We start from the raw sequence: 17,188 nt of genomic DNA on the forward strand, positions 1-17,188 counted from the left end.
GCGCCCGCCCGGCAACTAGTTGGCCCGGCCCCGGGCGGGGGGGGGGGCCGCCCCCCCCCCCCCGCCCGGTTCCGGCCTGCCGAAGGGTCAGCGCTGGTAGTGGGGTCCCGCGGCCTCCGCACGGACACCCAGGCCGCGGGAAATCCCGCGGGCAGCAGTCATCAGCGCCGGGATGGTCGAGGAGATGTGTTCGCTGCCCGTGGGCACGACTACGCCGATGGCGGCCACGGCCGTGCCTCCTGCGCCGAAAACGGGCACGGCTATTCCGGTGGTGTCCGGAACGACGGCGCCGGGCAGGCGTGCGCTGCCTTCCAAGCGCATCTTGGCCCAGGACGAACGCAGCCGCTTTTCTTCGGAGGCATCGGGGTTCTGCTGCGCCAGGTACTCCTCCTGTACGTGCCGCGGCGAGTGGGCCATCATCACCATCCCGGATGAGGAGACGTGGACAGGGAGCCGGCCGGCGACCTGCGCGTGGTTCAGCACCGAGCCGTGGCTGGAGAGGCGCTCGATAAACAGAACCTCGTCCTGGCGCAGCACGGACAGCTGCGTGTGCTGCCGAACCACTGCCTGGATGTCTTCCATGAACGGCATGGCAATCTGCTTGAGACCGAGGGCAGCAGAGCTGCGGTTAGCCAGTTCCCACAGGCGAAGGCCAAGCCGGACGCCGCCGTCGGCCTCTCGCTGCAGGAAGCCGTGCCCCATCAACTCGTTCACGATCCGGTGCGCGGTGGACAGCGGCAGCCCCGCACGCCGGGCCAGCATGGCGATGGGCATGGCCTGGTGGGTTTCGTCGAAGGCACTGATCACCCGCACAATGCGGCTGGTCATGGACTCTCCGCTCGGGGAATTGGCCATGTCCTAAGTCTGGCACAGCCGTTAAACACGGCAGGTCCCGCACCCTGGGGGTGCGGGACCTGCCGTTGACGCTGCGCTTTAGACGCGGCGCCTGTTGCCTTGGTTAGCGGAAGTCGCTGCCCATGTCGTAGTCATCCAGCGGGATGGCGTGGAACTCGGGGCTCAGACCGCCGTCAACGCCGGCGTAGTCGAAGTCGCTGAAGGCGCTCGGGCCGGTGAACAGATTGGCCTTTGCTTCTTCGGTCGGCTCGACAGTGACCTCGGTGTAACGGGGCAGGCCCGTTCCGGCCGGGATCAGCTTACCGATGATGACGTTCTCCTTGAGGCCGAGCAGCGGATCGCTCTTGCCTTCCATGGCAGCCTGCGTCAGGACGCGGGTTGTCTCCTGGAAGGAAGCTGCGGACAGCCAGGACTCGGTGGCCAGGGAGGCCTTGGTGATACCCATGAGTTCCGGACGGCCCGAAGCAGGCTTCTTGCCTTCCGAAACCACGCGGCGGTTCTCGCTTTCGAAGCGGCGGCGTTCGGTCAGCTCACCCGGGAGCAGATCGGAGTCGCCGGACTCGATCACGGTTACGCGGCGCAGCATCTGGCGGACAATAACCTCGACGTGCTTGTCGTGGATGCCCACACCCTGGCTGCGGTACACGCGCTGGACTTCGTCCACCAGGAATTCCTGTGCCTTGCGCGGGCCGAGGATACGGAGGATCTGCTTGGGATCCACCGCACCGAAGACCAGCTGCTGGCCAACCTCTACGTGGTCGCCGTCGGCAACCAGCAGGCGGGCACGGCGCAGGACCGGGTACGCGATTTCCTCGGAGCCGTCGTCGGGAGTGACAACCAGACGCATCTGGCGGTCGGTCTCTTCCAGCGTGACCCGACCCGCGGTCTCGGAGATCGGAGCAACACCCTTAGGCGTACGTGCTTCGAAGAGCTCCTGGATACGGGGCAGACCCTGGGTGATGTCCTCAGCGGAAGCAACACCACCGGTGTGGAAGGTACGCATGGTCAGCTGGGTACCCGGCTCACCAATGGACTGTGCGGCAATGATGCCCACGGCCTCGCCGATGTCCACGGTCTTACCCGTGGCCAGGGAGCGGCCGTAGCAAAGTGCACAGGTGCCGACGGCGGACTCACAGGTGAGTACGGAGCGGACCTTGATGTCGGTGACGCCGGCTTCGAACAGCTTGGCGATGAGGACGTCGCCCACATCGTCGCCGCCCTTGGCCAGGACATTGCCCTGTGCATCGGTGACGTCGGTGGCCAGCGTACGGGCGTACGCCGAGTTCTCGACCTCTTCGTGCAGCTGCAGTTCGCCGTTGGAGTCCGGAACCGCGATGGTTACGTTCAGGCCGCGCTCGGTGCCGCAGTCTTCCTCGCGGACAATGACGTCCTGGGAAACGTCCACCAGACGACGGGTCAGGTAACCCGAGTTGGCGGTACGCAGAGCGGTATCGGCGAGACCCTTACGGGCACCGTGGGTGGCGATGAAGTATTCCAGCACCGACAGGCCCTCGCGGTAGGAGGACTTGATCGGGCGCGGGATGATCTCGCCCTTAGGGTTGGCCACCAGGCCACGGATACCGGCAATCTGCCGGACCTGCAGCCAGTTACCACGGGCACCGGAGGACACCATGCGGTTGATGTTGTTGAACTCGGGCATGTTCGCCCGCATTGCAGCAGCAACCTCGTTGGTGGCCTTGTTCCAGATGTCGATCAGTTCCTGGCGGCGCTCGTCTTCAGCGATCAGGCCCTTGCCGTACTGGCTTTCAACCTTGGCAGCCTGGGCTTCGTAGCCTTCCATAATGGCCGGCTTGTCGATCGGAGCCGCGATATCGGAGATGGCAACGGTAACGCCCGAGCGGGTGGCCCAGTAGAAACCGGCATCCTTCAGGTTGTCCAGCGTTGCTGCCGTGACAACCTTCGGGTACCGCTCAGCCAGATCGTTGACGATCGCGGAGAGCTGGCCCTTGTCGGCAACTTCCTTCACCCACGGGTAGTCCGCGGGCAGCGTCTGGTTGAAGATGACCTGGCCGAGGGAGGTTTCGATGAGGGCGGGAGTGCCCTCTTCCCAGCCTTCCGGTGCCGGCTGGGTTGCGCTGGGGACGAATCCGTCCACGCGCATCTTTACCAGTGCGTTCAGGTGCAGCTCGCCCATGTCGAAAGCCATGATGGCTTCAGCCATGGAACCGAACACGCGGCCTTCACCGGCAGCACCAACACGCTTGGTGGTGAGGTGGTGCAGGCCGATGATCATATCCTGCGAAGGCAGGGTGACCGGGCGGCCGTCGGACGGCTTCAGGATGTTGTTCGAGGACAGCATCAGGATGCGTGCTTCAGCCTGGGCTTCGGGGCTCAGCGGCAGGTGGACTGCCATCTGGTCGCCGTCGAAGTCAGCGTTGAAGGCGCCGCAGACCAGCGGGTGCAGCTGAAGGGCCTTACCTTCAACAAGCTGCGGCTCGAAGGCCTGGATGCCGAGGCGGTGCAGGGTGGGTGCACGGTTGAGCAGCACCGGGTGTTCGGTGATGATCTCTTCCAGTACGTCCCAGACCTGCGGACGGAAACGCTCGACCATGCGCTTGGCGCTCTTGATGTTCTGGGCGTGGTTGAGGTCAACCAGGCGCTTCATCACGAACGGCTTGAAGAGCTCCAGTGCCATCTGCTTCGGCAGGCCGCACTGGTGCAGCTTCAGCTGCGGGCCAACGACGATGACGGAACGGCCGGAGTAGTCAACACGCTTACCCAGCAGGTTCTGGCGGAAGCGGCCCTGCTTGCCCTTGAGCATGTCGGACAGCGACTTCAGCGGACGGTTGCCCGGTCCGGTGACCGGACGGCCGCGGCGGCCGTTGTCGAACAGGGAGTCAACAGCTTCCTGGAGCATCCGCTTTTCGTTGTTCACGATGATCTCGGGGGCACCGAGATCCAGCAGGCGCTTCAGGCGGTTGTTGCGGTTAATCACGCGGCGGTACAGGTCGTTAAGGTCCGACGTCGCGAAACGGCCGCCGTCGAGCTGGACCATCGGGCGCAGTTCCGGCGGGATAACCGGAACGGCGTCCAGGACCATGCCCAGCGGGCTGTTCGTGGTGGTCAGGAACGCGTTGACAACCTTCAGGCGCTTCAGGGCACGCGTCTTGCGCTGGCCCTTGCCGTTCTGGATGATGTCGCGCAGGTTCTCGGACTCGGCCTGCATGTCGAAGTCTTCAAGACGCTTCTTGATGGCTTCGGCACCCATGGAGCCTTCGAAGTACAGACCGAAGCGGTCGCGCAGTTCGCGGTAGAGGCCTTCGTCGCCCTCCAGGTCGCCGACCTTGAGGTTCTTGAACCGGTCCCAGACCTGCTCGAGGCGCTCGATGTTGTTGTCGGCGTCGCGGCGGACCTTGGCCATCTGGCGGTCGGCGGAGTCGCGGGCCTTCTTCTTGTCGGCAGCCTTGGCGCCTTCGCCCTCGAGGCGGGCAAGCTCGCCTTCCAGGTCCTTGGCGATCGCGGCAATGTCGGCGTCGCGCTGGTCGACGAGGTGCTTGCGCTCGACGTCGTGCTCGGCCTGCAGGTTCGGAAGCTCCGCGTGGCGGTTCTCTTCGTCCACCGAGGTGATCATGTAGGCAGCGAAGTAGATGACCTTCTCAAGGTCCTTCGGTGCCAGGTCCAGCAGGTAGCCCAGACGGGACGGAACACCCTTGAAGTACCAGATGTGGGTGACCGGAGCGGCGAGCTCAATGTGGCCCATGCGTTCGCGGCGGACCTTGGCACGGGTGACCTCGACGCCGCAGCGCTCACAGATGATGCCCTTGAAGCGGACGCGCTTGTACTTACCGCAGTAGCATTCCCAGTCGCGGGAAGGACCGAAGATCTTTTCGCAGAAAAGACCGTCCTTCTCCGGCTTCAGGGTTCGGTAGTTGATGGTTTCCGGCTTCTTGACTTCGCCGTATGACCAGCCGCGGATTTCATCCGCGGTGGCAAGGCCGATTCGCATGAGGCCGAACGTGGAATCGTTGGACATGGGTCCCTGTTCTCTCTTGTTCTCTAAATCTGAATGTCTCGGGGTACGGAAAGAGCTCTAGGTGACCATCCCACTGGCGCCAGGCGGTCCGGGTTAGGCGGCTGTAATATTCCGCTGCGAGCTCTGCGAGCCGCGGAATTTCGTTGCCGCCGTTCCCGGACCGTCCCGGCGCCAGCCGGGACGGTGATACTGCTAAACCTCTTCGACGGAGCTGGGCTCTGCACGGGACAGATCGATACCCAGTTCCTCCGCGGCCCGGAAGACTTCTTCATCCGAGTCACGCATTTCAATCGTGTTGCCTTCGGTGGAGAGGACTTCCACATTCAGGCAGAGCGACTGCATTTCCTTGATCAGGACCTTGAACGATTCCGGAACGCCGGGCTCCGGGATGTTCTCGCCCTTGACGATGGCTTCGTAGACCTTCACGCGGCCATGGATGTCATCAGACTTGATCGTGAGCAGTTCCTGCAGCGTGTAGGCGGCGCCGTACGCTTCCAGGGCCCAGACTTCCATTTCACCGAAGCGCTGTCCGCCGAACTGTGCCTTACCACCCAGCGGCTGCTGCGTGATCATGGAGTACGGACCGGTGGAGCGTGCGTGGATCTTGTCGTCCACCAGGTGGTGCAGCTTCAGGATGTACATGTAGCCGACCGAGATCGGGTCCGGGAACGGCTGGCCGGAGCGGCCGTCGTACATCCGGGCCTTGCCCGAGGCACCGATCAGGCGGTTGCCGTCACGGGTCACGTTGGTGGAGTCGAGCAGGTTGGTGATCTCGTCCTCGCTGGCGCCGTCGAACACCGGAGTGGCAACCGTGGTGGGACCGGTTTCACGGGGCAGGTTCGGCAGGTCCTTGACCCAGTCCGGCTCGCCTTCGATCTTCCAGCCCTGCTTGGCAGCCCAGCCCAGGTGGATTTCCAGGACCTGTCCGACGTTCATTCGGCCCGGAACACCCAGCGGGTTCAGGATGATGTCGACGGGGGTTCCGTCTTCCATGAACGGCATGTCTTCGATCGGGAGGATCTTGGAGATGACGCCCTTGTTGCCGTGGCGGCCGGCCAGCTTGTCACCGTCGGTGATCTTGCGCTTGTGTGCCACGTAAACGCGGACCAGCTGGTTGACGCCCGGGGGCAGCTCGTCGTCGTTGTCGCGGTCGAAGATGCGGACGCCGATGACGGTGCCGGACTCGCCGTGGGGCACCTTCAGGGACGTGTCGCGGACTTCGCGGCTCTTCTCGCCGAAGATGGCGCGCAGCAGGCGCTCTTCCGGAGTCAGTTCCGTTTCACCCTTCGGGGTGACACGGCCAACCAGGATGTCGCCGGCTTCAACCTCGGCACCGATGTGGATGATGCCGCGCTCGTCGAGCTGCGACAGCACCTCTTCGGAGACGTTGGGGATGTCGCGGGTGATTTCCTCGGCACCAAGCTTGGTGTCGCGGGCGTCAACCTCGTGCTCCTCAATGTGGATGGAGGTCAGGACATCGTCGGAGACCATGCGCTGGGACAGGATGATGGCATCTTCGTAGTTGTGGCCTTCCCATGACATGAATGCCACGAGCAGGTTCTTACCAAGGGCCAGTTCACCCTGGTCCGTTGCGGGACCGTCGGCGATGATGCTGTTGACCTCAACCCGGGCGCCTTCGGAGACCAGCACGCGCTGGTTGTAGGCGTTGCCCTGGTTGGAGCGCTCGAACTTCATGATCGGGTAGCTGGTCTCGGTGCCGTCGTCGTTCATGACGGTGACAAGGTCAGCGGAAACCTCGGTGACAACACCGGGCTTCCTGGCGGTCACGGAGTCGCCGGCGTCAACGGCGGTGTACTTCTCCATGCCGGTGCCCACGACGGGACGCTCGGAACGGAGCAGCGGCACAGCCTGGCGCTGCATGTTCGCACCCATGAGGGCGCGGTTGGCATCGTCATGCTCGAGGAACGGAATCAGGGCCGTAGCCACCGACACCATCTGGCGCGGGGAGACGTCCATGTACTCGACCTCGTTGGGCTCAACGAGGACGGGCTCGCCGGAGCCGCCGCGGGCACGGACGAGGACGAGGTCCTCGGCGAAGTGCTGGTCGGCGCGCAGCGGAGCGTTTGCCTGGGCAATGGTGCGCTCAACTTCGTCATCGGCGGTCAGGTAATCGACCTTGTCGGTGACTACGCCTTCCTCGACCTTGCGGTACGGGGTTTCGATGAAGCCGAAAGCGTTGATGCGGCCGTAGGAAGCCAGCGAACCGATCAGGCCGATGTTCGGGCCTTCAGGGGTTTCGATGGGGCACATACGTCCGTAGTGGGACGGGTGCACATCTCGGACTTCCATGCCTGCGCGGTCACGGGACAGGCCGCCCGGGCCCAGCGCGGACAGGCGGCGCTTGTGCGTCAGGCCGGCCAGCGGGTTGTTCTGGTCCATGAACTGCGAGAGCTGGGAGGTTCCGAAGAACTCCTTGATCGCAGCAACGACCGGACGGATGTTGATCAGGGTCTGCGGCGTGATGGCCTCGACGTCCTGGGTGGTCATCCGTTCGCGGACTACGCGCTCCATACGGGACAGGCCCGTGCGGATCTGGTTTTCGATCAGTTCGCCGACGGCACGGATGCGGCGGTTGCCGAAGTGGTCGATGTCGTCGACCTCGACGCGGATGTCCACGTCGTCGCCGTTGCGCTTGCCCGGAACCGTCTTCTCGCCGGCGTGCAGTGCAACCAGGAACTTGATCATGGCGACGATGTCGTCATTGTTCAGCACCGAAGCATCGGAATCCGTCAGCGGCTTGTCGATTCCCAGCTTGCGGTTGATCTTGTAGCGGCCAACCTTGGCCAGATCGTAGCGCTTCGGGTTGAAGTACAGGTTGTCCAGCAAGGTCTGGGCAGCCTCGACCGTGGGCGGCTCGCCCGGACGGAGCTTGCGGTAGATGTCCAGCAGGGCATCTTCGCGGGTTTCCGTCGGGTCCTTTTCGAGGGTGGCCCGGATGGAGTCGTACTCGCCGAAGGTCTCGAGGATCTGGCCTTCGGTCCAGCCCAGTGCCTTGAGCAGCACGGTGACGGACTGCTTGCGCTTGCGGTCCAGGCGGACGCCCACCTGGTCGCGCTTGTCGATCTCAAGTTCAAACCATGCACCGCGGGAAGGAATGATCTTCGCGGTGTAGATGTCCTTGTCACTGGTCTTGTCCGCGGTGCGCTCGAAGTACGCGCCCGGGGAACGGACCAGCTGGGAAACAACAACACGCTCGGTGCCGTTGATGACGAACGTTCCCTTGTCGGTCATGAGGGGGAAGTCGCCCATGAACACGGTCTGCTGCTTGATTTCACCCGTGTTGTTGTTCATGAATTCGGCTTTAACGTACAACGGGGCCGAGTACGTAGCGTCCCGGTCCTTGCACTCCGCCATGGTGTACTTCGGGTCGGCAAACTCCGGCTCCGAGAAGCTCAGGGACATGGTGCCCTGGAAGTCTTCAATCGGGGAGATTTCCTCGAAGATGTCAGCCAGGCCGGAAGTGGTGGCAATACCCTGTTCGCCGGTCTCCCGCGCCTTTTCAACGCGCGCCTTCCAGCGCTCGTTGCCGACGAGCCAGTCAAAGCTGTCCGTCTGCAGGGCAAGAAGATTGGGAACGTCAAGCGGTTCGTGAATCTTTGCGAATGAAATCCGGGAAGCTGCGTTCTCCGGATTAGTAGCGGTTTCGTTATTAGAGGTGCTCGAGGCGACCAAGAGGGATCCTTCCACAGACCTTCAGGCGTGTTTCACGCCTCCTCCCCTGCACTATGCGGACCGAGTCCGTGTGCGTCCCGATGTCCGGCATGGGGCCTATCCACAGGTTGCGGATACTGCCCGGCACGGAACGAAGCCCACCGCTATATGAAGGCTGAAGGTTAACAGGAGGAAGCAAATATCCACTATAGGCCATTATGGGCAGACAAGTCTACCCGGTATCTGAACCCTGCTTCGCTCGACCCCTCCGAAAGGACGTTCCGGGATCGGATTCCCGGCTGTCTAATCCCGGTCTAATCCCAAATCGAGGGGGAGCTACAGGCTGCACCGGCGCACCGTTCACGCATCGGATACAGATACCTTACCGCACAACGGCGCTTTTATGCTTGCCCGCATCGTGTGCGGTGCCGCAGACCCCTGTGACGGCGCTCTCCCCCGGCACGCCGGGGTGGCGTAGCCTTATCCCTGTCTTCAATGACGAATACACCGACGAAAGCGATGCACGAGTGACTAACGCACCCATAAGCACCTCCGCAGCCCCCGAGGGCACCGCCGTTCCCGAAGTGGTTATTGTCGGCGGCGCACGTACACCCCAGGGCCGCCTGAACGGCCAGCTGTCCGCCTTCACCGCCGTCGAGCTCGGCGCGTTTGCCATCAAGGGCGCGCTGGACAAAGCCGGCGTCGATGCCGCGGATGTCGACTCCGTCATCATGGGACATGTGGTGCAGGCCGGCTGCGGCCAGAACCCCGCCCGCCAGGCCTCCATCAAAGCCGGCATCGGCTGGAACGTCCCGGCAGTCACCGTCAACAAGGTCTGCCTGTCCGGCCTGGCTGCGGTGATTGATGCCGCGCGGCTGATCCGCGGCGGCGAGGCCACCGTGGTGGTGGCCGGCGGCCAGGAATCCATGACCCGCGGGCCGCACCTGCTTCCGGGTTCCCGGCAGGGCTGGAACTACGGCAATATCTCCGCCCTGGATTCGGTGGCCCACGACGGGCTCACTGATGCCTTCGACAACGATTCCATGGGCATTTCCACCGAACGGGGAAATACGAAACTGGCCATCAAGCGCCTGGAGCAGGACGAAGTAGCCGCTGCCTCGCACCAGCGCGCGGCAGCCGCCATGGCGTCGGGAGTCTTCGACGAGGAAATCGTTCCCGTGACGGTGCCGCAGCGCCGCGGAGAGCCCCTGGTCCTTACCTCGGACGAGGGCGTGCGGCCCAACACCACGGTGGATACCCTGGCGGGCCTTCGTCCGGCGTTCGACTCCGAAGGAACCATCACGGCGGGCAATTCCTCTCCCCTGTCCGACGGCGCGGCAGCCCTGATCGTCACGACCCGGGACTATGCCGAATCCAACGGGTTGAACGTCCTCGCCGCCGTCGGGCTTCCCGGCCAGGTGGCTGGACCGGACAACACCCTGCATTCCCAGCCCTCCAATGCGCTCTTCGCCGCTCTCGGACGGGCCGGGTGGAGCACCTCGGACCTGGACTTCATCGAGATCAACGAGGCCTTTGGCGCCGTCGCGGTCCAGTCCCTGAATGAACTGGGCATGGACCTGGAACAGTGCAACGTGCACGGCGGAGCGATCGCGCTGGGGCATCCGATTGGCGCCTCGGGCGCCCGTCTGGCCCTCACGGCAGCACATGAGCTTGCCCGGCGCGGATCCGGCCGGGCCGGCGTCGCGCTCTGCGGCGGCGGCGGACAGGGCGAGGCGCTGCTGCTTTACCGCGAAGAGGCGTAACCGCCCCGGAGCGACCGACCCGGAGCAACTACCCCGGAGCAACCGCCCCGGAGCGACCGCCCCGGAGCGACCGCCCCGGAGCGACCGCCCCGAAAAAATACAGAAGGCCCCGTTCCTTCCGGAACGGGGCCTTCTGTAAAGCGTTTTTATGCGGTTAGGCAGTAAAAACTACTTGACGGTGACGGTGGCGCCGGCAGCTTCGAGAGCTTCCTTGGCCTTGTCAGCGGCTTCCTTGTTGGCGCCTTCGAGGACGGCCTTCGGAGCGCTGTCAACCAGGTCCTTGGCTTCCTTCAGACCCAGCGAGGTCAGGGAGCGAACTTCCTTGATCACTGCGATCTTCTTGTCGCCGGCAGCTTCGAGGATGACGTCGAATTCGGTCTTCTCTTCAGCGGCTTCAGCGGCACCGGCAGCGGGGCCGGCAACTGCAACAGCAGCAGCGGTGACGTCGAACGTCTCCTCGAAGAGCTTCACGAAATCGGAGAGCTCGATGATGGACAGTTCCTTGAAAGCTTCAATGAGCTCTTCGTTGGTGAGCTTCGCCATGGTGTGGCGTCCTTCCTATAGTTGGTGCACGCAGGCACCGGAGATTGATGGAGAAGAGGATTTACTCTTCGGTGGCTGCTTCTGCTGCCGGAGCTTCTTCTGCAGCGGCCGGAGCCTCTTCTGCAGCGGAGGCAGCGGGGGCGCCGCTTTCCTCTTCAAGCTTCATGCGCAGTGCATCAGCCGTGCGGGCGAGCATGGACATCGGTGCCTTGAGGACACCGGCGACGCGTGCAAGCTGGAACTCACGGGACTCAAGGGCAGCCAGTGCGGCTACGCCGGAGGCATCCAGGGCATTGCCCTCGAAGACACCGGTCTTGATGATGAGCTGCGGGTTGGTCTTTGCAAAATCCGTCAGGCTCTTTGCAGCTGCAACTGCGTCACCCTTGATGAAGGCGATTGCAGTAGGTCCGGCAAGCTGGCCTTCGAACGCGTCGATGCCGGCTTCCTTGGCTGCAATGCCAGTCAGGGTGTTCTTTACGACCGAGTACTTGGTGTCCTGGCCGAGCGAACGACGCAGCTCCTTGAGCTGTGCAACGGTGAGCCCGCGGTATTCGGTTAGGACAGCAGCGGTCGATTCCTTGAAATCGGTGGTGATTTCCTCGACTGCTGACACCTTTGTTGGCGTTGCCATAACCCTCCTTCCGGGGAAATAGTGCCGGTGGATCGGGTCCCGAACATAAAAAACGCCCCGGGCAGATGCACGGGGCTTCACTCTACGGACACACTAAGTTCCGGAGTTCAGTTCGTTCACCTGCGCAGGCCGCCCTATCAAGGGACTTTCGGATGTTTCTCCAACCGGGTTCCACGCGTGGAGGGCTGAAGGTTCAGCCTTACGGTGGGATTGAATGCACATCGACCGACGGTCTTTGGTAGTTCCAGAGTACGGGAGAATCCGGCAGGGAACAAATCCCGGCGGCGGGGACCGTCCGGGGTCCCCGCCCGCCTGCGCTACCCGGCGGACAGCTCCTTCTGCCATTCCCCGGAGTAGCCGATGGCCCGGAACCCCAACTGCTCGTTGATGGAGAGCATGTAGCGGTTTTCCACGGCGTTCCAGGTGTAGACCCGGAGCGCTTCGGGAACCACTTCCCGGAGGCGGACCAGGTTCGCTGCCTTGAGCAGCATGCCCAGCCGGTTCCCCCGGTGGCTTTCCAGAACCAGGGTGTCGTCCTGGTAAACCACGGCGGGGTTGTTGCGGAAAACCTCCAGGACGGTGTGGCCGGCGAGTTCACCGGTCGCAACATGCCGGGCGGCGCTGACCAGCACCTCTGCATCCATATCGCGGGCCAGGCCCTCGGCCTCCCGCACCCGGGCCTCGTCCCATGCTTCTTCCGCCAGGTCCAGCCCGCCCATCGGCGCATCGGTGCTCATCTTCTGCCGCAGCTGTGCGTAGGCCTCCACGAGATCCTCCGGACAGGCACCGCACCAGAACACGAGTTCGTACCCTGCTCCCGCTGCCGACTCGGCCTGCTGCAGCACAGCTGTACCGGCGGCAGTGTTTCCCAGCTCAAGCCGGCTGATCCGGTCCACCAGTTCCAGCCGGAATCCGAGTCCCGTGGCAAATGCGGCTGCGGCGTCGTGCTGGATCGCTGACACCGCCCCGGAGTCCGGTTCCACGGATCCGCCGGGCAGCAGGTGCTCCGTCTCCGCCATCAGCATGCGGCGGTTATCCGCCGCTGCCAGCTTCTCGGCTGCGGCATAGAGCTGCGTCCCCACTCCTTGGCGGCGGGCCGAAGGAGCCACGACCACATTGACGCTCCCGGTATGGAGGTTGTCCGTAAGCGGCAGGTTGACCAGGGCCACACCCACGATCGGCCCCCCGGACTCCGTGCCGCCACGGGCGGCCAGGATCTCGCGCCGACGGGTTTCGGTACTGCGCCGGCCTGCCAGCTGGGCCTGCGGCGGGCCGTAGAAGTCGTCATTGCCCCAGAACTCGCGCATCTGGGCATTCAACAGCTCAGCAACGGCGATGAAGTCTGCCGCACCCGGCGCATCCAGGCTGGAGGGGACGGCAATCGACTCAATGGAGACGGGCAGTTGTGTCATGGCCCACATCCTGCCGGACGCAGTGCCCGTTTCCAAAACCACAAGCCCGCCGAACACAAAAGGGCGGCCGCAGCAAAATGCTGCGGCCGCCCTTCGAGGGAACACTCCCCCGGGTACTACTGCTGACTATGCGTCGGCGAGAACCTTGGTGACGTTCGGGTCAACGCTGATGCTCGGGCCGAACGTGGTGGACACGGTCGCCTTGGAGATGTAGCGGCCCTTGGCTGCCGACGGCTTGAGGCGAAGGACCTCTTCCAGTGCTGCTGCGTAGTTCTCAGCCAGCTTCTGGGCGTCGAAGGACACCTTGCCGATGATGAAGTGCAGGTTGGAGTGCTTGTCGACGCGGAAGTCGATCTTGCCACCCTTGATGTCCGTGACAGCCTTGGCCACGTTCGGGGTAACCGTACCGGTCTTCGGGTTCGGCATGAGGTTACGCGGGCCGAGCACGCGGCCCAGGCGGCCGACCTTGCCCATCATGTCCGGGGTAGCCACTGCGGCGTCGAAGTCGGTCCAGCCTGCTGCAACCTTTTCGATCATGTCGTCGGAACCAACGAAGTCGGCGCCGGCAGCGATTGCTGCTTCAGCCTTCTCGCCGGTTGCGAAAACGAGGACGCGGGCCGTCTTGCCGGTGCCGTGGGGCAGGTTGACCGTGCCGCGGACCATCTGGTCAGCCTTACGGGGGTCAACGCCCAGGCGGAAAGCCACCTCAACGGTTGCGTCGAACTTGGAAGGATTGGTGTCCTTCGCCAGCTCTACAGCCTCGACCGGTGCGTACAGCTTGTCCGCATCGATCTTGGCTGCAGCTGCTTCATATGCTTTGCTGCGCTTTGCCATCTGCTTTTTCTCCTTGTGCAGTTGTGGTCTGTCGGACCGCGCCGGGCCCTGCCACGCGCCGTCGCCCGTTAGGGGCGGCGGCAGTTATGTGAATGTGAAACGAGTACGGGGACTTAGCCCTGTACCGTGATGCCCATCGAACGGGCGGTGCCGGCGATGATCTTGGCAGCTGCCTGGACATCGTTGGCGTTGAGGTCTTCCATCTTCATGGTGGCGATCTCTTCGACCTGAGCCTGGGTCAGGTTGGCAACCTTGGAGGTGTGCGGGGTCGCGGAACCCTTGGCAACACCGGCAGCCTTCTTGATCAGCTGTGCAGCCGGAGGAGTCTTCGTGATGAAGGTGAAGGAACGGTCTTCGTAGACGGTGATTTCCACCGGGATAACGTTGCCGCGCTGGGATTCCGTTGCAGCGTTGTACTGCTTGCAGAATTCCATGATGTTGACACCGTGCTGGCCAAGTGCCGGACCGATCGGAGGAGCCGGGTTGGCGGCACCTGCGTTGATCTGCAGCTTGATGAGGCCGGTGACCTTTTTCTTGGGGGCCATGAAAGGGTCCTTCTCTAAATTATGTTCCCGAAGGACAGGAGCGTCCGTCCGGGGTGGTGGCCGCCATGGCTTGGCGGCCGGACGCTGCCTGCAGGTTAAAGCGGACCTGCGGACAGCGAAATCTATAAGCTACTGGAGCTTGGTGACCTGGCCGAAGCCGAGGGTCACAGGCGTCTCGCGCTCGAAGATGGTCACGAGGACCACCAGCTGCTGGGATTCGGGCTTGATCTCGGAGATGGTTGCCTGGAGCGTTTCGAACGGGCCTTCGTTGACCGTTACGGGCTCGCCGATCTCGAAGTCAACGGCAATGTTGGAGGACTGCTGCTGGGCGGGCTTGCCGGCCTCGGTCTTCGGGGAAACGATGGTGTGCTCGAGCATCGAGTACACCTCGGAAAGGCTCAGCGGGGTCGGGTTGTGGGCGTTGCCCACGAAGCCGGTGACGCCGGGGGTGTGCCGGACAACGCCCCAGGACTCGTCGGTGAGGTTCATGCGCACCAGGACGTAGCCGGGAATGCGGACGCGGTTGACGATCTTCCGCGTGGTGTTCTTGATCTCGACGACTTCTTCCATCGGGACCTGGATTTCGAAGATATCCTCTTCCATGTCCAGGGTCTGGATGCGGGTCTCAAGGTTGGACTTCACGCGGTTTTCGTAGCCGGCGTAGGAGTGGATGACGTACCAGTCACCCTCCTGGCGGCGCAGCTTTGCCTTGAAGGCAACAGCCGGATCTTCCTCGGGCTCAGCGTCTTCTGCGGAATCGGCAGCCTCTTCGGATGCGTTTTCTTCGTCTGCCGAAGCATCAACAGCAGCGGGCGCCTCGTCGACGTCGGCTGCGGTCATCTGATCCTCGGTATCCAGATCAGCGTTGTCATTGATCTGTGATTCGAGTTCTTGCTCGGACACGTAGATTCCTGCTTTCTTCTTCAGAGCACTATCGGGTTTGTCACTAGCTCATGGTCTCCGGTTCTACGCCCAGCGGACGGAACCTTAGGTCTCTGGCTAGCTTTCGCCGCCGCCCGAGCCGAAGATCCACAGTGCGCCCTTGCCAAAGGCAAAGTCGAGAGCCGTAACGATAAGCATCATCACCATCACGAACGCGAGGACAACGAGCGTGTACCTCAGCAGTTCCTTGCGGGTGGGGGTGACCACCTTTTTCAGCTCGGCAATCACCTGGCGCAGGAAGAGAGCTATACCGGCGAAGAACCCGCGCTTCTTGGGCCCGCTGGAGGGGTGTCCCTTGGAGCTGCTGGCAGCTGTCTCGGTCACCTTCGCCTCACTCATCTGTGTCGGTTCACAATCGCAGCAAGCGCTGGGACTGCTCATTCCATGAAGGACTGCTGAGCTGCCGGAAATGACAGTTCTGCGCAGGGCAGACAGGACTCGAACCTGCAACCTGCGGTTTTGGAGACCGCTGCGCTACCAATTGCGCCACTACCCTATGGAGGAAAACTCACCCTACCGCCACCATTGTAGCCGCAACGAACCGGAGACTATTTCCCCGATCGAAAGGCACAAAGCAGCGTGGTGTGCTCAACCACCGAAGAACCAGTCTACGCAAACTTTGCCGTCCCGTCGAACCGGGGCCTGTCCACGGAGTGCCGTGCTGACCTGCGGAGGGGATTCCGAGCGCCTAAACTGGGGGGACGCCGCCGTCGTCCGGCAGGACCGACGCGGCAAACGTAAGCCGCCGCCACACATCAGACGGGAATCCCATGTCTTCCACCGGCCGTATTTCAGAGCGCATCGCATCCATTGCCGAGTCCGCAACCCTCGCAGTGGATGCCAAGGCCAAGGCGTTAAAGGCCGCCGGGCGCCCGGTGATCGGTTTCGGCGCGGGTGAACCGGATTTCCCCACCCCGGACTACATCGTCGACGCCGCCGTCGACGCCGCCCGCCAGCCGCGTTTCCACCGCTACTCCCCCGCCGGCGGGCTCCCTGAGCTCAAGAAGGCCATTGCCGCCAAGACTCTGCGGGACTCCGGTTACGCCGTCGACCCGGCCCAGGTCCTGGTGACCAACGGCGGCAAGCAGGCCGTCTACGAATCCTTCGCCACGCTGCTGAACCCGGGCGACGAAGTCCTGGTTCCCACCCCCTACTGGACCACGTACCCGGAGGCCATCCGGCTGGCCGGCGGTGTTCCGGTAGAGGTTTTCGCCGGCCCGGAGCAGGGTTACCTGGTGAGCGTCGAGCAGCTTGAGGCCGCCCGCACCGCGGCCACCAAGGTCCTGCTCTTCGTTTCCCCCTCCAACCCCACAGGTGCCGTGTACCCCGCGGAACAGGTGGCCGAAATCGGGCGCTGGGCGGCAGAGCACGGACTCTGGGTCATCACGGATGAAATCTATGAGCACCTGACGTACGACGGCGTGCCCTTCACCTCGATCGCCACCGCGGCCCCGGAATTGGGCGACAAGGTTGTGGTGCTGAACGGCGTGGCCAAGACCTACGCCATGACCGGCTGGCGGGTTGGCTGGATGATTGCCGCGGCTGACGTCATCAAGGCCGCCACCAACCTCCAGTCCCACCTGTCCTCCAACGTGTCCAACGTGTCGCAGATGGCCGCACTGGCCGCTGTGTCGGGACCGTTGACGGCCGTGGATGAAATGAAGCAGGCCTTTGACCGCCGCCGGCGCGCCATGGTGGCGGCCCTGAACTCGATCGACGGCGTCGAATGCCCCATGCCCGAAGGCGCGTTCTACGCCTATGCGGATGTCCGCGGCCTGCTTGGGCGCGGGTTCCCGGGCAAGGAAGGCCCCGTCCGGCCGCAGACTTCGGCCGAGCTGGCCGCGCTGATCCTCGACACCGTTGAGGTTGCAGTGGTTCCGGGCGAAGCGTTCGGCCCTTCGGGCTACCTGCGCCTCTCCTACGCCCTGGGCGACGAAGACCTCGCCACCGGGATGGAGCGGCTGCAGGACTTCCTCGGCAAGGGCCGGTAAGGACTA

12 protein-coding genes and 1 tRNA gene are annotated in these 17,188 nt (G+C 63.5%); 2 read left to right on the forward strand and 11 right to left on the reverse strand.

Translation table 11 applies throughout. From position 1 onward, the window contains the following. Positions 1-87 precede the first annotated feature (87 nt). The 3 genes from LOC56_RS02095 to rpoB form a co-directional block, all read right to left on the reverse strand. A complete protein-coding gene (locus LOC56_RS02095; RefSeq protein ID WP_229950030.1) occupies positions 88-855 on the reverse strand; it encodes an IclR family transcriptional regulator in 768 nt (255 codons plus the stop codon). A gap of 103 nt (positions 856-958) precedes the next feature. Next, complete coding sequence (locus LOC56_RS02100; RefSeq protein ID WP_229950032.1) at positions 959-4,849, reverse strand: DNA-directed RNA polymerase subunit beta'; 3,891 nt, start codon at positions 4,847-4,849, stop codon at positions 959-961. A gap of 192 nt (positions 4,850-5,041) precedes the next feature. Next, positions 5,042-8,542 (reverse strand): DNA-directed RNA polymerase subunit beta, encoded by a 3,501-nt coding sequence (gene rpoB / locus LOC56_RS02105; RefSeq protein WP_229950034.1) that lies wholly within the window; start codon positions 8,540-8,542, stop codon positions 5,042-5,044. A gap of 506 nt (positions 8,543-9,048) precedes the next feature. On the opposite strand from rpoB, the gene LOC56_RS02110 reads away from it, so the two are divergent. Beyond that, positions 9,049-10,284, forward strand: coding sequence for an acetyl-CoA C-acetyltransferase (locus LOC56_RS02110; protein ID WP_229950036.1), 1,236 nt, complete (start codon positions 9,049-9,051; stop codon positions 10,282-10,284). 168 nt (positions 10,285-10,452) lie between these two features. Here LOC56_RS02110 and rplL read toward each other — a convergent pair whose 3' ends face one another. From rplL to LOC56_RS02150, 8 genes are all read right to left on the reverse strand, one after another. Beyond that, positions 10,453-10,827, reverse strand: coding sequence for a 50S ribosomal protein L7/L12 (rplL, locus tag LOC56_RS02115; RefSeq protein ID WP_227918771.1), 375 nt, complete (start codon positions 10,825-10,827; stop codon positions 10,453-10,455). A gap of 61 nt (positions 10,828-10,888) precedes the next feature. Further along, on the reverse strand, positions 10,889-11,458 hold the full coding sequence (gene rplJ, locus LOC56_RS02120; RefSeq protein WP_227918774.1) for a 50S ribosomal protein L10: 570 nt from the start codon (positions 11,456-11,458) through the stop codon (positions 10,889-10,891). A 317-nt stretch (positions 11,459-11,775) separates the two neighbouring features. Further along, on the reverse strand, positions 11,776-12,870 hold the full coding sequence (locus LOC56_RS02125; protein WP_229950037.1) for a GNAT family N-acetyltransferase: 1,095 nt from the start codon (positions 12,868-12,870) through the stop codon (positions 11,776-11,778). Positions 12,871-12,996: 126 nt separating this feature from the next. Beyond that, positions 12,997-13,704 carry a 50S ribosomal protein L1 gene (gene rplA / locus LOC56_RS02130; protein ID WP_227918778.1) on the reverse strand — a complete coding sequence of 236 codons (708 nt, stop codon included), beginning with the start codon at positions 13,702-13,704 and terminating at the stop codon, positions 12,997-12,999. A 113-nt stretch (positions 13,705-13,817) separates the two neighbouring features. Next, positions 13,818-14,249: a 50S ribosomal protein L11 gene (rplK, locus tag LOC56_RS02135; protein ID WP_229950038.1), complete on the reverse strand. Its 432-nt coding sequence runs from the start codon at positions 14,247-14,249 to the stop codon at positions 13,818-13,820. Between the two features lie 129 nt (positions 14,250-14,378). Beyond that, positions 14,379-15,152 carry a transcription termination/antitermination protein NusG gene (gene nusG, locus LOC56_RS02140; protein ID WP_229950039.1) on the reverse strand — a complete coding sequence of 258 codons (774 nt, stop codon included), beginning with the start codon at positions 15,150-15,152 and terminating at the stop codon, positions 14,379-14,381. Positions 15,153-15,248: 96 nt separating this feature from the next. Continuing rightward, positions 15,249-15,530, reverse strand: a complete 282-nt coding sequence (gene secE, locus LOC56_RS02145; protein ID WP_229950040.1) for a preprotein translocase subunit SecE — start codon at positions 15,528-15,530, stop codon at positions 15,249-15,251. 84 nt (positions 15,531-15,614) lie between these two features. Further along, positions 15,615-15,687, reverse strand: a tRNA-Trp gene (locus LOC56_RS02150). A 274-nt stretch (positions 15,688-15,961) separates the two neighbouring features. Between LOC56_RS02150 and LOC56_RS02155 the strand changes: the two genes are divergently transcribed. Continuing rightward, positions 15,962-17,182 (forward strand): pyridoxal phosphate-dependent aminotransferase, encoded by a 1,221-nt coding sequence (locus LOC56_RS02155; protein ID WP_229950042.1) that lies wholly within the window; start codon positions 15,962-15,964, stop codon positions 17,180-17,182. The last annotated feature ends 6 nt before the right edge of the window (positions 17,183-17,188 follow it).

Origin of the sequence: Arthrobacter sp. zg-Y179, from assembly GCF_020907345.1 — a bacterium.
Taxonomy (GTDB): Bacteria; Actinomycetota; Actinomycetes; order Actinomycetales; family Micrococcaceae; genus Arthrobacter_B; species Arthrobacter_B jinronghuae.

What these genes read in the sequence shown, in the direction of transcription:
- LOC56_RS02095 (WP_229950030.1), bottom strand. Translation starts at nt 855, where the DNA reads ATGGCCAATTCCCCGAGCGGAGAGTCCATGACCAGCCGCATTGTGCGG.
- LOC56_RS02100 (WP_229950032.1), bottom strand. Translation starts at nt 4,849, where the DNA reads ATGTCCAACGATTCCACGTTCGGCCTCATGCGAATCGGCCTTGCCACC.
- rplL (WP_227918771.1), bottom strand. Translation starts at nt 10,827, where the DNA reads ATGGCGAAGCTCACCAACGAAGAGCTCATTGAAGCTTTCAAGGAACTG.
- rplJ (WP_227918774.1), bottom strand. Translation starts at nt 11,458, where the DNA reads ATGGCAACGCCAACAAAGGTGTCAGCAGTCGAGGAAATCACCACCGAT.
- LOC56_RS02125 (WP_229950037.1), bottom strand. Translation starts at nt 12,870, where the DNA reads ATGACACAACTGCCCGTCTCCATTGAGTCGATTGCCGTCCCCTCCAGC.
- rplA (WP_227918778.1), bottom strand. Translation starts at nt 13,704, where the DNA reads ATGGCAAAGCGCAGCAAAGCATATGAAGCAGCTGCAGCCAAGATCGAT.
- rplK (WP_229950038.1), bottom strand. Translation starts at nt 14,249, where the DNA reads ATGGCCCCCAAGAAAAAGGTCACCGGCCTCATCAAGCTGCAGATCAAC.
- secE (WP_229950040.1), bottom strand. Translation starts at nt 15,530, where the DNA reads ATGAGTGAGGCGAAGGTGACCGAGACAGCTGCCAGCAGCTCCAAGGGA.
- LOC56_RS02155 (WP_229950042.1), top strand. Translation starts at nt 15,962, where the DNA reads ATGTCTTCCACCGGCCGTATTTCAGAGCGCATCGCATCCATTGCCGAG.